Source organism: Viridibacillus sp. d25.2 (genome assembly GCF_055456015.2).
The window spans coordinates 2,370,162-2,385,996 of the sequence record NZ_CM196652.1; the positions used below are offsets into that span (position 1 = coordinate 2,370,162).

At 36.3% G+C, this 15,835-nt stretch carries 11 protein-coding genes; 10 read left to right on the top strand and 1 reads right to left on the bottom strand.

Annotation, left to right across the window (positions count from 1 at the left end):
• Window positions 1-5: 5 nt before the first annotated feature.
• The gene (gene plsY / locus ACZLO7_RS11955) at window positions 6-608 is read right to left on the bottom strand and encodes a glycerol-3-phosphate 1-O-acyltransferase PlsY (RefSeq protein WP_464940050.1); all 603 of its coding nucleotides are present in this window, start codon (window positions 606-608) and stop codon (window positions 6-8) included.
• A 253-nt stretch (window positions 609-861) separates the two neighbouring features.
• Here plsY and parE point away from each other — a divergent pair, with 253 nt between their 5' ends.
• From parE to ACZLO7_RS12005, 10 genes are all read left to right on the top strand, one after another.
• The gene (gene parE, locus ACZLO7_RS11960) at window positions 862-2,814 is read left to right on the top strand and encodes a DNA topoisomerase IV subunit B (protein ID WP_464940063.1); all 1,953 of its coding nucleotides are present in this window, start codon (window positions 862-864) and stop codon (window positions 2,812-2,814) included.
• Complete coding sequence (gene parC / locus ACZLO7_RS11965) at window positions 2,811-5,237, top strand: DNA topoisomerase IV subunit A (protein ID WP_464940049.1); 2,427 nt, start codon at window positions 2,811-2,813, stop codon at window positions 5,235-5,237. The genes parE and parC overlap by 4 nt, the downstream gene beginning before the upstream one ends.
• A gap of 63 nt (window positions 5,238-5,300) precedes the next feature.
• On the top strand, window positions 5,301-6,515 hold the full coding sequence (locus tag ACZLO7_RS11970) for an MFS transporter (protein ID WP_464940048.1): 1,215 nt from the start codon (window positions 5,301-5,303) through the stop codon (window positions 6,513-6,515).
• A 211-nt stretch (window positions 6,516-6,726) separates the two neighbouring features.
• On the top strand, window positions 6,727-7,038 hold the full coding sequence (locus ACZLO7_RS11975) for a thioesterase domain-containing protein (RefSeq protein ID WP_464940062.1): 312 nt from the start codon (window positions 6,727-6,729) through the stop codon (window positions 7,036-7,038).
• A 449-nt stretch (window positions 7,039-7,487) separates the two neighbouring features.
• Window positions 7,488-8,813, top strand: coding sequence for an MFS transporter (locus ACZLO7_RS11980; RefSeq protein ID WP_464940047.1), 1,326 nt, complete (start codon window positions 7,488-7,490; stop codon window positions 8,811-8,813).
• Between the two features lie 49 nt (window positions 8,814-8,862).
• Window positions 8,863-11,217 (top strand): FtsX-like permease family protein, encoded by a 2,355-nt coding sequence (locus tag ACZLO7_RS11985; protein ID WP_464940046.1) that lies wholly within the window; start codon window positions 8,863-8,865, stop codon window positions 11,215-11,217.
• A 149-nt stretch (window positions 11,218-11,366) separates the two neighbouring features.
• Window positions 11,367-12,179: an ABC transporter ATP-binding protein gene (locus ACZLO7_RS11990; protein ID WP_464940045.1), complete on the top strand. Its 813-nt coding sequence runs from the start codon at window positions 11,367-11,369 to the stop codon at window positions 12,177-12,179.
• A 379-nt stretch (window positions 12,180-12,558) separates the two neighbouring features.
• On the top strand, window positions 12,559-14,196 hold the full coding sequence (locus ACZLO7_RS11995; protein WP_464940044.1) for a glycerol-3-phosphate dehydrogenase/oxidase: 1,638 nt from the start codon (window positions 12,559-12,561) through the stop codon (window positions 14,194-14,196).
• A gap of 56 nt (window positions 14,197-14,252) precedes the next feature.
• Window positions 14,253-14,807, top strand: coding sequence for a glycerol-3-phosphate responsive antiterminator (locus ACZLO7_RS12000; protein ID WP_464940042.1), 555 nt, complete (start codon window positions 14,253-14,255; stop codon window positions 14,805-14,807).
• 210 nt (window positions 14,808-15,017) lie between these two features.
• Entirely contained in the window at window positions 15,018-15,821 is an 804-nt protein-coding gene (locus tag ACZLO7_RS12005) for an MIP/aquaporin family protein (RefSeq protein ID WP_464940041.1), read from the top strand.
• Window positions 15,822-15,835: the final 14 nt, after the last annotated feature.

Genomic DNA, 15,835 nt, shown 5'->3' on the forward strand with positions numbered 1-15,835 from the left:
GTAGTTTACAACCATTTAACCTTAGGCTCAGTGCCTGATTTAATACGTATAATATTCGAACGATGTCTGTAAAAAATAAAGGCCGCTAAGATTGTAATGATGATTAATAAAAAATAGTCTTGCTCAAAGAACGTATATATAATAGCATAAACAAAAGCTACTACAGAAGCAAACATAGAAGAAAAGCTGACCATTTTGGATACTTTTAAGCAAAGTATGAATGCAATAAATAAGATGATGAAAATTGGCCAATGATAACCTAATACTACACCAGCTGATGTGGCTACCGCTTTACCACCACGGAATTTTGCGAATACAGGGAACATATGACCAACAACTGCAAGCGCACCTGCAACTAGTGGATGAATGCCGCTATCAGCAAAGTATGCGAGTGAAGGTAATAGCGTCGCTATCGTTCCTTTTAAGATATCCATAAGTGTTACGACAATACCTGCTTTTTTTCCGAGAATTCGGAAGGTATTCGTAGCACCTAAGTTTCCGCTACCGTGTTCGCGGATATCGGTCTTATAAAAAAGTTTACCGATCCATAAACCTGAAGGAATTGAACCTATCAAGTATGTCAAGATGATTAATAGAATCATATTCATATAAAACTCCTTCTTGTTTTAGTAGTTGGTACTAATAGTTTATCATAATACTATATTGATACACAATATACACATCTTCTTAGAGTATTATCTTATTCTTATTTTGCTTTAGATTCAACGTTTGGTACAATAAACTCTATATGAAATTAAATTACCTCTTGTTGACAGTAAAAGAGAAAGTGCGTAATATAATTTTAAGTGGAACGGGTGTTTGTATTTAGGGGGAATTTTTTTGACAGATAAACAAACAGTCATGTCTTACAATGATGATGCGATACAAGTACTTGAAGGATTAGAAGCTGTTCGTAAACGTCCAGGTATGTATATTGGTTCAACTGATAGCCGAGGATTACATCACCTTGTTTATGAAATTGTCGACAATGCAGTCGATGAAGCATTAGCTGGCTTTGGTTCACATATCATTGTGAAAATTCACGAGGATCAAAGTATAAGTGTACGTGACTACGGTCGAGGCATGCCTACAGGTACTCACAAAACAGGTAAACCAACACCGGAAGTTATTTTTACCATTCTGCATGCAGGTGGTAAATTTGGACAAGGTGGCTATAAAACAAGTGGAGGATTACATGGTGTAGGTGCTTCCGTAGTAAATGCATTATCCTCATGGCTTGAAGTCACTATTCATCGTGACGGCACAAAATATAGAATGCGCTTTGAAAATGGTGGTAAACCCGCTACTACATTAGAGAAAATAGGTACAACAAAAGAATCGGGAACGTGTATACATTTCCTTCCAGATGCCACTATATTTTCAGCGACAAAGTATAATTTTGACACTCTTGCTGAACGGTTACGAGAATCTGCCTTTTTATTAAAAGGCTTAAAAATCGAGCTAATTGAAGAACAAACAGGCAATCATGAAACGTATCATTACGAGAACGGTATCGAGGCATTCGTTGCTTACTTAAACGAAGAAAAAGACGTTTTACACCCAGTCAAGTATGTTGAAGGAACACAAGACGAAATTGCAGTCGAATTTGCTTTCCAATTCAACGACGGCTACTCAGAAACGATTTTATCATTCGTTAACAACGTTCGTACTCGTGACGGGGGCACACATGAAACCGGTGCCAAGGCAGCCATGACACGTGTTTTCAATGAATATGCACGCAAAATCGGCTTATTAAAAGAGAAAGACAAAAACTTAGATGGCTCGGATATTCGTGAAGGCTTAGCAGCTATTATTTCTGTTCGAATTCCTGAAAACTTGCTACAGTTTGAAGGACAAACGAAAGGGAAGCTAGGTACTAGTGAAGCGAGAAGTGTCGTCGATTCGGTTGTGTCTGAGAAATTACTTTACGTGTTAGAGGAGAACGCTGAGCTAAGTGCTTCCCTTGTACGTAAAGCAATTCGTGCGCAACAAGTTCGTGAAGCAGCGCGTAAAGCACGTGAAGACGCACGTAACGGCAAGAAAAACAAAAAATCTAGTGCGCTATTGTCTGGAAAGCTAACTCCAGCACAGTCTCGTAACGCAGCTAAAAACGAATTATATCTTGTCGAAGGTGATTCTGCAGGCGGTTCAGCTAAACAAGGCCGTGACCGTTCATTCCAAGCCATTTTGCCTCTTCGCGGTAAAGTCATTAACACCGAAAAAGCAAAATTACAAGATATCTTAAAAAATGAAGAAATCGCTACGATTATTCATGCAGTTGGAGCAGGAGTAGGTGCTGACTTCACTATTGAAGATGCTGCATATGATAAAGTCATCATCATGACCGATGCCGATACCGATGGTGCACATATCCAAGTCCTATTATTAACTTTCTTTTATCGCTATATGAAACCACTAATTGAAGCGGGTAAAGTCTATATCGCACTGCCTCCGCTTTATAAAGTTTCAAAAGGTGTAGGTAAAAAAGAAGTGTTGGAATATGCTTGGACTGAAAAAGATTTACAACAAGCGATTGATAAAATTGGTAAAGGCTATATTTTACAACGCTATAAAGGTCTCGGTGAGATGAATGCCGACCAATTATGGGATACAACAATGAATCCAGAAACAAGAACATTAATCCGTGTTAAAATCGACGACGGTGCTCGAGCTGAACGCCGTGTTACAACGCTAATGGGCGATAAAGTAGAACCACGTCGTAAATGGATAGAATCAAACGTTGATTTTGGTCTAGAAGAAGACTCCAATATTCTTGACAATGAATTCATTCAAAATGAGGAGGACTTAGTATGACACAGACCGAAAGTTTTCAAGATTTACCACTAGAAGAAGTCATCGGCGATCGGTTTGGTCGATACAGTAAGTACATCATTCAAGATCGTGCCTTACCAGATGCTCGAGACGGTTTAAAACCAGTTCAGCGCCGTATATTATATGCAATGTTTATGGGGGGTAATACACACGATAAACCCTTCCGTAAATCAGCAAAAACAGTCGGTAATGTAATCGGTAACTATCATCCACATGGTGATAGTTCTGTTTATGAAGCTATGGTACGTATGAGTCAAGACTGGAAAGCGCGCCATATGCTAATAGAAATGCATGGTAATAACGGTTCTGTCGACGGTGATTCAGCGGCAGCAATGCGTTATACTGAAGCACGCCTTTCTGCTATCGCAGCTGAGATGCTTCGTGATATTCAGAAAGAGACAGTCGATCTTGTACCAAACTTTGATGACCAAGATATGGAGCCGACTGTATTACCTGCTAGATTCCCAAATCTACTTGTTAATGGCTCTACAGGGATTTCCGCAGGTTATGCAACGGATATTCCACCACATGCATTACACGAAGTATTAGATGCTGTTTTAATGCGTATGAAAAACCCAAATGCTACTGTTGATGAGCTTATGACCGTTATAAAAGGTCCAGATTTTCCAACCGGCGGTATTATCCAAGGTGTGGAAGGTATTAAAAAAGCATATGAAACAGGAAGAGGGAAAATTATCGTCCGTGCAAAGGCCGAAATTGAAACGCTTAAAGGTGGTAAAGAACAAATCGTTGTCACTGAAATACCTTATGACGTCAATAAAGCAAACTTAGTGAAGAAAATTGACGAAATGCGTTTAGATAAACGTCTTGAGGGGATTGCGGAAGTACGTGACGAATCAGATCGTACAGGTTTACGTGTGGTCATTGAACTAAAAAAAGAAGTCCCAGGGAAGCCAATTCTGCAATATTTATATAAAAACACTGACCTTCAAATTACGTATAACTTTAATATGATTGCGATTTATAAACGTCGTCCAACGATGATGACATTGCCATTACTATTAGATGCATATATCGATCACCAAAAAGAAGTAGTAACAAGACGTTCTCTATTTGACTTGAAAAAAGCGAAAGATCGCCTGCATATCGTAGAAGGATTAATGAAGGCATTATCGATTTTAGATGAAGTTATTCATACAATCCGTCAGTCAAAAGATAAAAGAGATGCTAAAAACAACTTGATGTTAAAATTCAACTTCACTGAAATTCAAGCTGAAGCAATTGTTTCATTACAGCTATATCGTTTAACGAATACCGATATTACGGAACTACGTGAGGAAGAAGAAGAGCTAAAAGGGAAAATTACTGAATTACAAAGTATATTAGAAAGTGAAGCAAAACTAATAAGTGTCATCAGAAAAGAATTACAAGATGTACGTAAACGTTTTGCTGAACCACGTCGCTCAATTATTGAGGCTGAAATCGAAGAAATAAAACTGAACATAGAAGTTTTAATTCCAAGTGAAGATGTCGTAGTGACAGTTACAAAAGACGGGTATGTAAAACGTACTAGTCAACGATCTTACAATGCTTCGAATGGTAAAGACTTTGCGATGAAAGATTCCGACCATCTATTGTTCGAATCTCAAATTAATACGCAACAGCATCTACTACTATTTACAAGCAAAGGCCATTATATTTATCAGCCAGTACATGAGCTACCAGACATTCGTTGGAAAGACTTAGGTCAACACATTTCAAGTATTGTACCAATTGATTCAGATGAAGAAATCATCAATGCTCGAGGGGTAGAAACATTTGAGCCAGATGTATTTGTAATGACAATCACTAAAGGTGGACAAATTAAGCGCTCGCCATTGAATGAATACGTCGTACAACGTTATTCAAAACCAATTAAAACAATGAACGTCAAAAAAGATGACGAAGTAATTTATGCTGATCTCGTAGCGATTACGGATGAAGTCATTTTGACTACACATTTTAGTTATTCCGTTCGATTCCCAATGGAAGATGTACCAGTTACAGGTGTTAAAACAGCTGGAGTTAAAGCCATAAACTTAAAAGAAGAAGATTATATTGTGGCAGCAAATGTCATTCCAGAAAATGATAATGGTGATTTAATGCTTGTTACACATCGTGGTGCTGTGAAGAAAATGGCTGTCTCTGAAATTGAAGTGAGCGGTCGTCCAAAACGTGGCGTCGTAACAGTGCGTGAACTGAAAAAGAATCCACATCGCGTCTATACAGTCATTTATGTTCATAAAGGCGATGTTTTACTTTTAGAAACTGAAAAAGGTGTCCAAGAGCAAGTACATGAAGATAATTATCGTGGAGCGGATCGCTACTCTAACGGTTCATTTGTAGTTGATATTGATACTGATGGTGAAATCACAAGAGTTGTTAAGATGAAACCTACACCATAGAATAAGATGATATACATTTTGAAAGGAGCTCATAGTAGCTCCTTTCTTTTTAAGGAGAAAAATATGTGGAAAAATCGAAATGTATGGATTGTTTTGTTTGGTGAATTAATCGCAGGATTGGGATTATGGGCAAGTATAATTGGCAATCTAGAATTTATGCAAGAAAGAGTGCCTTCAGATTTTATAAAGTCACTTATTCTATCTAGTGGTTTACTAGCAGGGGTGTTGATGGGACCATTAGCTGGGCGGATCATTGATCAATCACGTAAAAAAACGGTGTTAATTTATTCGAGTATAGGGCGTGTTGTGAGCGTATTATTTATGTTTATAGCATTAGCAACAGGTTCTATTTGGTGGATGGTTGTTTTCTTAGTACTTATACAAATTTCTGCATCTTTTTATTTCCCTGCATTGCAAGCGACTTTACCTCTAATTGTAAGTGAAAGAGATTTATTGCAACTAAATGGTTGGGATATGAATGTTTCGACAGTTGCTCGTGTTGCAGGGACCGCCTTAGCAGGTTTGATATTAGTCTATTCAGCTATAGGTACACTTTATATCCTCTCATTTGCTGCATATTTTGCATTGCTTTTATTTACTTTTATGTTAGATATCCCAGAGGAAAAACCTCGAAGAATTGACCAGATTGGCAAGAGTAACAAAAAGGAAAGCGGCTTTAAAGAAGTGTTCCCAATGCTACAAGCTAATCTTAGCGTGAAAATGACGCTTATTTTATCGTTTATACCTGTCTTATTTATAGGTTCCTTCAATTTATTAGTCATTAAGATAAGTGAATTTCAAGATTCGGTGATGATAAAAGGAATGATATATACTGTTGAAGGTATTTCCTTTATGATTGGTTCTTTTGCCATCAAATATATAGGGGAGAAATGGAGAATAGAGCAAATCTTATTTGTTTGTCTCATTGTCATTGGAAGTGGAGAAATGCTGTTGTATTTTGCTAGCAGTTCGTTCCTGACATTAGTCATATTTGGGTTTTTTGGATTCGCGGTTGGTTGTTTCTTCCCAACAGTGATGACAATATTCCAAAAACAAGTACCAAAAGAATATCATGGTCGTTTCTTTTCATTCCGGAACATGTTAGATCGGATCATGTTTCAAATCGTTTTATTGTCTACTGGTGCTTTACTAGATTTTATTGGCCTACAACTCATGGTAATAGTCTTTGGTGCTATCAGCGTGCTGACAACGACCTATTATTGGTTGCAAATGAAGCGTGGAGGGGTTCGGATAGAAGCGGAGCTAGACGGGAATTAATACGATTTTGATAAAGCATCATGAGTTTTAAATGATAATTGAAGTGTAGGTGGCTTCTATAGATAAAAAGAATGTTGAAAAAATGCTATTTTCATAGCATAAAATATAGGGAAATTTAAAACGACAATACACTAAATTTAGTAGTGTATTGTCGTTTTTGTATTTGGGTGGGTACCACGTCTGGTTCAACAGGTAAACCAAAAGGAACTTTATTAATGCATTAAAGGATAATGAGCTAATGGAACTCATGCTTCCGATATTTCGTGCGGATTATGAAATCTTAGAATCTTCAGCAAAAGCCTCGTACAAAAAAATTGATATTGAAACACATTTGTTATGGGGCGAAAACGACAAAGCCGAGACTATTGGTTCAGCAATGATGTGGAAAGATTACCTTGTTCAAGATTTAAATATAACCTCTATTAAAACTGGAGACCATATATTCATACTTAATAAGGAAGGTGAAGTCGTAACACACATTAATCAATTTATGAACTTAGATATGAAAGTAAAAGACAGGTAGAAAGCTGTTTTTCCCCAGGTCTGGATAATGCATCAGACCTGGGATACTAAAAAACAATTGTTTTATGTAATATGACATTTGGATTGGAGTAATATAATTTCTATGAATTACAATGTAGATCGACGAGGGCTATTGTCCCTGATACTAGTTTATTCTATAAAAACAATTTATTGAAATGTTGCACCTTGTATCTAAATCAAGGGCTGATGGCTATGAAGACAGAAAGAATACATTGTTTACAGGCGTATTAGCAAGATAAATGATTTGCCAAAAAACAAAATTTGAAAATAAGAAACAGGAATATGCTGTTCTGAAATATGGAAAGTCAAATTGGTTAACTCTAAATGGAAAAAAATATAAAAATTACAACATTATAGATGCTATTAAACGGATTAAATCGTAAAATATTATTGAACCAAATAAAATTTAAAGAAAGGGGATTCTAATATATGAATGAAGTAAAAACTGATGCAGGATTTAAAAAATTTCTGGTTATCTGGATGGGAGATTTGATATCTAATATCGGTACTGGTATGACTGCCTTTGGTCTTGGAGTATTTGTGTGGCAACTAACAAAATCAGCATTGGATGTTGCAATGGTTGAAATGGCTGCGCTACTGCCCATGATTTTATTTAGTCCGGCTGCAGGGTTTCTTGCAGATCGTTTTGATAGAAGGTTGCTTATGATTCTGGGAGATTGTGTATCAGGGATGGGACTAATTGTTTTGCTGGTTTTTATGAGTACAGGGAATATTCAGATTTGGCAAATAATCCTTTGTGTGGGATTTAGTTCAGCGTTTTCATCTTTATTAGATCCGGCATATAAAGCAACACTTACTGATTTATTAACAGAGGATGATTATGCAAAAGCAAGTGGAATGGTTGGGATAGCTTCCTCTTCTAAGTTTTTGATTTCACCAATCATTGGCGGTTTAATTCTGGCATTTTATAGTATAGAAGTGATTATCATCATTGATATTCTGACTGTTGTTATAACAGTTTCGACAATCCTTTTTGTAAGAAGATCTCTCGCGGTAAAGTCACAGGTTAAGAAAGAGTTGGATTTTTTCAAGGATTTAAAAGAAGGATGGCAGATTATTCTTGAATCTAAAGGAGTCATGCTATTAATTGTGCTGGTTTCGGTTTTAATGTTTTATATGGGAATTATTCAAGTGCTTTCAAAACCGATGATTTTATCCTTTACCAGTGAGAAAACAACAGGAATTCTGCAGACAATTGTTGCTTGCGGTATGATGGCGTCCAGTATTATGATCGGCACTGGAGTCATAAAGAGAAATTATGTGAATATCATGGTGGCAAGTTTCATCGTGTCTGGTATTACGATGGCAGGGTTTGGTGCAACGACAAGCATCCCGGTCATTATTATTTCTGGATTTTTATTCTTTGCATCGTTGCCATTTGCGACTACATGTATTGATGTTCTAATAAGAAAATCCATTGATAATGAGAAACAAGGTAGAGCATGGGGACTTATTTCTTTAATTTCACAGGTGGGATTTGTATTTGCTTATGTTTTTGCAGGTGTTCTTGCAGATTATGTATTTAATCCAGCACTAGTCGAAGGCGGTGTGCTAGCGAATACTGTTGGTAAAATCATAGGAACTGGTGAAACAAGAGGAGTTGGATTCTTAATAATTCTTTCCGGACTAGGACTAATAATTACGGCACTATTTGTATCTAAATCTAAGGGAATCCGAGAAATGGAGGCACAGAAAGAAATAGAGGTATTGCAGACAGAACAATCATTACAATGATGAGAACTTTCGAAGCAGTAAAGTCATGTAGTAAGAAGGAGGAAAAGTTTTGTTTCTGAAAATTGTAAAGAATGATTGCTACAGAAAGAAAATAGTGACTGTTACAGTGTTTGTATTTTTAACCATGGCGGTACTTTTGGGAGCTAGCGCAACAAATATCATTGCAAATCTGACTCAGTCGATGTCGGAACTGCAAGAAAGAGCAGTCCCTTCTGACATTACTCAGATGCATTCAGGAAATTATAATCAGAGAGAAATCGATGAATTTTCAAAAGAACAACGTGATAATATAGCGATGCAGGAAACGATGGTTCTTCTTACTTTTGACGGAAGTAATATTCATTTTGGTGAAAATAATACTATGGCTGGAACTGTACAGGACATTTCATTTGTTGTACAGAATAAAAAATTTGATTTTATATTGGATCTCGATAATAAAAAGCTGGACGTCAAAGAAGGTACAGTGGCAGTTCCTATTTACTTTATGCAACAATATGACTTGAAAATAGGTGATACGATTACGGTGAAAAGAAGAGGGTATGAGAAAGATTTTATCATTTCAGATTATGCAAGAGATTATGAAATGAATTCTTCTCTTACTTCATCGAAACGATTTGTTCTTAATCAAACCGATTATAATGAAATGCTTGTAAATCAGGTAGGAGAACGGGAATATCTTATCCAATTCAAATTGTATGAAAACGGTGATTCCCAGGCTGTTCAGACAGCATATATTGAAGCAGGACTTCCAACAAATGGTCCTACGGTTGGAGGGAAAATATTCTTATTGTTCAATGCCATGTCAGATGCGACAGTTGCGATGGTAATTATACTTATTAGTATTTTGCTAATTATTATAGCTTCGCTCTGTATCAGACTTACGTTTTTTGCAACGATTGATGAAGATTTAAGAGAAATCGGTGTTATGAAAGCCATAGGAATATCCAAGAAAGATATTAAAAAGGTATATCTTAATAAATATAGAGCCCTATCAGTAGCCGCTGGTATAGTGGGCTATTTACTTTCCTTTGTAGTGGTAAATCTATTTACTGGTAATATGAGACTTTATATATCTTCGGAATTATCAGGAAACTTAAAATATGCACTTTCTCTATTGGTACCATTATTTATATATTTTGTAATTACTATGTACTTCAAGAAGGTACTAAAAAGAATTGATAAGATTTCTGCGGTGGAAGCATTAAGTTCAGATATCATGGAGCGTGGAAAGAACAGAAAATATAGTTTCCCCCTGCTTAAGAACAAATTCTTCAACACCAATATTTACATGGGTTTTAGGGATGTATTTAAGCGTTTCAAATTATACAGATTACTGATTTTTATTTTTGTTATTTGTACGTTTATTATAATACTTCCAATAAATATTTATAATACAATGAATTCTCCGGAATTTTCCACATATATGGGAATAGGGAAATCCGATATGAGAATCGATCTTCGAAAGACAGATACAATTACAGAAGATTTTAAAAAGTTGCAGGAAGAATTGAAGAATGATTTGGATATTGAAAAATATGCCGCCTACATTACATGTTCCTACCAAGTCAAAAATGAGGAAAGTTCCTGGGATTATATTAATATTGAGACCGGAGATTTTTCCGTATTTCCATTAAGTTATTTGGAAGGAAGAGCACCGAAAGATGATGGAGAAATCTCACTTTCTTATGCAAATGCGTCAAAAGATGGATTAAACAAGAAAGTGGGAGATGACGTAGTTGTAAAGGTAGCTGGAACAGAAAAGACTTTGAAAGTAAGTGGTATTTATCAAGACATTACAAACGGTGGGAAAACAGCAAAGGCGAATACCAGTCTTGGTTTAAATGAAGATGCCGTTCTTTGGTATATTGTCAACATGGATGTGGCTCAAGGCGTTAATATTCGTGAGAAAATGGATTACTATCAGAATAATTATGATTCTGCGCAGGTAAATGATATTAAAGAATATACACAACAGACTCTAGGAAATATCATCGATCAAATGAGCACAATTGTTATAGGCGGAATCGCAATTGCAGTAATAATTGTTGTTTTAATAACTGCTCTATTCCTTAGGATGTTATTGGCTAAGGATATGTCTCAAATTGCAATTATGCGAAGTTTGGGGCTAACTTCCCAAAATATTAAGCAACAATATATGGCGGGGACTTTGATGGTGCTAATATTGGGAATCATATTAGGAGTATTGGCCTCTAATTACTTAGGGGATTTCCTTGTTAGTATGGGAATGTCCACTATGGGAGCTGCAAAGATTGAATTAGTTAATGTTGCATGGCAGACTTGGTTACTATGTCCGTTAGTATTAATTGTAATAGTTGGTATTACTATATCTGTGTGCTGTAGGGTAACAGTAAAAGATGATATATCTGTCGTTTTAAAAAGTTAGAACTGCTGAAGGGCGTATCTCCGAAGATGTAAGAAGTTTCCAGGGTGAGGGCACCTATGTATTAGATAGATTCCTAAAAAATAAGACTTTCCGATATACCTCTAAGGATATAGATTTTGATATAAATACTTGGCAATGGAGGAATATATATGAGCAATATTTTAGAAGTAACAAGTATAAACAAAATAGTAGAGTTAGGAAAAAATAATGAACTTCATATCTTAAAAGATGTAAATTTGGAGATTAAAGAAGGTGAATTCGTATCGGTCATGGGGCCATCTGGAAGTGGGAAATCAACACTGCTATATAATGTAAGCGGTATGGATCGGATTACTTCTGGTAGTGTAACATTTAAAGGCCGTGAAATCGGAAAACTAAAAGAAGAAGACCTAGCGAAGATTCGATTGTTTAACATGGGATTTATTTTTCAGAATATTAATCTTTTGAAAAACCTCTCATTAATTGACAATGTTATGTTTCCTGCACTGGTATCCAAAGATGCGGATAAAAACGAGGTAAATACAAGAGCGAATAAATTATTAGAAATGACAGGAATTGAAAAACTTGCGAATAATAATATTACCCAGGCATCAGGTGGACAGCTACAGAGAGTCGCCATATGCAGAGCATTAATAAATAATCCGGATATCATATTTGGAGATGAACCGACCGGAGCATTAGATTCTAAATCTGCAGCAGAAATTATGTCAATTCTAACAGAGATAAATAAAAAAGGGACAACCGTAATGCTCGTTACGCATGATGCAAAAGTTGCAGCAAAAACGGAAAAAGTATTGTTTATGGTAGATGGAAAGATAGTAGCACAGAAAAAAATGAGTAAATACGATGCGCAGCACGACAATATTAAGGAAAGAGAAGAAAGCATCATGAAATGGTTAGTGGAATATGGTGATAAAGTCAAGGTGAACCTTCAAGAACCCGATACTAAAATGGTAAAGTAAAGAAAATGCCCAGTTAAAATTGAGTTAGAAATTTAAAAAAAGCTACAGTCATCTTAAAATTGATGTTTCATTCTGAACTGTTTATGGTGAATAGTTAACAACGATAGAATTTTTAATGATTCTCTAGCTAACGAAGTATAGGCTTACTGTACGATAAATGAACTACAACCATTAGCCCATCTATATAACAATCGTAAAGATTAATTACAAATGATTATTATTAATTCACAATAGCGACTAACTGTGATAAACTGAAAGCAAGTTAATAAATATGGTTTGAGCTATTGAGAGACCTAACGACATTATTGCATTTTTGCAATGATGTGCGTTTTGGTCTCTTTTTTGTTGTCTTAAAACGTAGAGAAGGGAAGGAAAAATAATGGTTCAATTTTCAGCAGTAAAAAGAAATGCAACATTAGAAGGTATGGAGAAGGAACAATTTGATTTACTTGTAATTGGGGGAGGAATCACAGGAGCAGGTATTGCGTTAGATGCTGTGACGCGCGGTTTAAAGGTTGCGCTTGTGGAGATGCAAGATTTTGCTTCTGGAACATCTAGTCGATCTACCAAGCTTGTCCATGGAGGCTTGCGTTATTTAAAACAATTTGAGATTAAAGAAGTAGCAGAACTTGGGAAAGAACGGGCAATTGTATACGAAAATGGTCCACATGTTACTACGCCAGAATGGATGTTACTTCCTTTTCATAAAGGAGGTACTTTCGGGAAAGTATCTACTTCGTTTGGATTAAGAGTTTATGACTTTTTAGCGGGGGTGAAGAAAGCAGAAAGAAGACGTATGCTTTCTAAAGAAGAGACGATTAGTAAAGCACCTCTTGTAAAAAAAGATGGCTTATTAGGCGGTGGTTTGTATGTTGAATATCGCACAGATGATGCACGTTTAACAATAGAAGTGATAAAAGCTGCTGCTGAAAAAGGGGCATCTATCGTAAATTATGCAAAAGCTGATAAATTTATATACAATGATCAGAATAAAATAACTGGAGTAGCAGTAGTAGATGTTCTGACAGGAAAAAGTGTTCAAGTTCAAGCAAATAAAATAGTAAATGCAACAGGACCGTGGGTTGATAAATTAAGAGAAGTAGACGGCTCTAAAAGCAATAAGAGCTTAATTTTATCAAAAGGTGTCCATCTTGTATTTGATCAATCCATTTTCCCACTTCATCAAGCTGTGTATTTTGATACACCAGATGGTAGAATGGTGTTTGCTATCCCAAGAGATAAAAAAACGTATGTAGGAACGACGGATACTTTTTACAAAGGTAACCCAAAAGATATGAGTGCTTCAAAGGAAGATCGCCATTATATTTTGAATGCTATTAAGTATATGTTCCCTGAAATAAACGCATCGGAAAAAGATATCGAATCTAGTTGGGCTGGTGTTCGTCCATTGATCCATGAAGATGGTAAAAATCCGTCTGAGATTTCGAGAAAAGATGAAATTTGGGAATCTGAAAGTGGTTTAATTACGATTGCTGGTGGTAAGTTAACTGGTTACCGTAAAATGGCAGAGACTGTCGTTAATATGGTTGTGAAAAAATTAGATGGTGAACAGAAGTTTGGAGCATGTTTAACAAGAAACTTACCAATTTCAGGTGGTGAAGTTGGCGGTTCTTCGAAAATGGAACAATTCGTAATAGAAAAAGTAAAAAAAGGGCAAAGTATGGGCTTAGAAGAACAAGAAGCGATACAACTTGTAAAATTGTATGGTTCGAATGTGGATGTTGTGTTCTCTTACTTACAAGAAGGAAGTAAAACCCTCCCTCAAAGCTTGTATATACAGTTAATGTACGCAATTCATCATGAAATGGCTGTTAAACCCGTCGATTTCTTTATAAGAAGAACCGGGAAGCTATTATTTAATATTGCAACAGTTTATGAGTGGAAGGATCGAGTTATTTCTGAGATGTCATCTATTTTTAACTGGACAGAAACGGAACGATTAAAGTACGAAGAAGAGCTGAATCAAGAAATCCTTTGCGCAACGACTGTTTTATAAATATGATGGTAAGGTATCAAAAGAAATCGTAAATGGTTTAAAAGGAGGGGAATGATATGTCTTTTCATAATCAAAATATTCTTCCGGCTATGCGGAATCTAAAACAATTGGAGCAGTTGTTAGAAAGTCACTTTGAATATATCGTTTTGCTAGAAGTACATTTAAGCAATCTAAAGGCAATTAAAGCAGAAGCTAATAGGCATGGTAAAAAACTAATAATCCATGCAGATTTAATTCAAGGGTTAAAAACGGATGACTACGCTGCAGAGTTTCTTTGTAATGATATCTGTCCAGCAGGGATTATATCTACTCGAGCAAATATGATTTTGAAAGCAAAATCAAAAGGAATCATAGCCATTCAAAGAATGTTTTTATTGGATACAATTGCTTTAGAAAAAAGTTATTCTTTACTCGAACGAACAAAACCTGATTTTATAGAAATTTTACCTGGAGTAATTCCACAGCTAATTAGTGAAGTTCATGCTAGAACAGGAATTCCGATTATTAGTGGGGGATTAATCCGTACGGAGGAACATGTGCAAGACGCATTAGATGCTGGAGCTAGGGCAGTTACAACGTCCAATGCTAAACTTTGGGCAGCATTCAGCTAAAAAAAACTGGCGTTCTTGGGAATTTATAACTCCATTTGAATATAAAACGTATTGACATTTGTTAAAATGCTTTATAGAATACAGGTAGGTTAACAAATAGTGGTTGAGTTTTGAGCTCCACATTTTCTCATTCTGCCATAGGCGGGTGATTAGATGTGGAGTTTTTTGTGCTTTTTCGTAACCGCTTACAAATACAAAGGGGGAAAAGAAATGACTGCGTTTTTTGGGGAATTAGTTGGAACAATGATTTTAATCGTTTTTGGAGCCGGAGTTGTTGGTGGCGTCGTGCTAAAAAAATCCAAAGCAGAAGGTTCAGGTTGGATAGTTATTACTGCTGGATGGGGGCTTGCTGTTACAATGGGCGTCTATGCTGTTGGGAATTTCAGTGGGGCGCATTTAAATCCTGCAGTAACTATTGGGATGGCATCGATTGGTGAATTCCCATGGGCTGATGTACCAGGGTATATTCTAGCACAAATGATTGGAGCAATAATCGGGGCAGTTATCATATACTTTCAATATTTGCCGCATTGGCAGGAAACAAAGGATAAGGACGCGAAACTCGGTGTATTTGCTACAGCACCTGCGATTCGTCATCCACTTTCCAATTTAACGAGTGAAATTATCGGTACTTTCATCTTACTTCTTGGTTTACTTATGATAGGTGCAAATGAATTTACAGAAGGTTTAAATCCGTTAATTGTTGGTGCGCTTATTATGGCAATTGGTTTATCACTAGGTGGAACAACAGGCTATGCCATTAATCCAGCACGTGATTTAGGGCCAAGAATTGCGCATTTCATTCTTCCTATTCGTGGTAAAGGTTCATCGGACTGGAGTTATGCCTGGGTACCAATTGTTGGTCCTATCATCGGTGGGGCATTTGGTGCACTATTTTATCAACAAGTTTTCACAGGAGTTAATAGCGTAGCATTTTGGATAGTAGGAGCGATAACACTTGTCGTTCTAATAGGTGCCCAAATTACTCTAAAACAAGAATCAGAAGAAAAGTAACGCTGAGGACCATA

Bases quoted from the DNA above. Each gene is read 5' to 3' on its own strand.
- ACZLO7_RS12000 (WP_464940042.1), top strand. From the start codon at position 14,253: ATGTCTTTTCATAATCAAAATATTCTTCCGGCTATGCGGAATCTAAAA.
- plsY (WP_464940050.1), bottom strand. From the start codon at position 608: ATGAATATGATTCTATTAATCATCTTGACATACTTGATAGGTTCAATT.
- ACZLO7_RS12005 (WP_464940041.1), top strand. From the start codon at position 15,018: ATGACTGCGTTTTTTGGGGAATTAGTTGGAACAATGATTTTAATCGTT.
- ACZLO7_RS11995 (WP_464940044.1), top strand. From the start codon at position 12,559: ATGGTTCAATTTTCAGCAGTAAAAAGAAATGCAACATTAGAAGGTATG.
- parE (WP_464940063.1), top strand. From the start codon at position 862: ATGTCTTACAATGATGATGCGATACAAGTACTTGAAGGATTAGAAGCT.
- ACZLO7_RS11970 (WP_464940048.1), top strand. From the start codon at position 5,301: ATGTGGAAAAATCGAAATGTATGGATTGTTTTGTTTGGTGAATTAATC.
- ACZLO7_RS11980 (WP_464940047.1), top strand. From the start codon at position 7,488: ATGAATGAAGTAAAAACTGATGCAGGATTTAAAAAATTTCTGGTTATC.
- ACZLO7_RS11990 (WP_464940045.1), top strand. From the start codon at position 11,367: ATGAGCAATATTTTAGAAGTAACAAGTATAAACAAAATAGTAGAGTTA.
- parC (WP_464940049.1), top strand. From the start codon at position 2,811: ATGACACAGACCGAAAGTTTTCAAGATTTACCACTAGAAGAAGTCATC.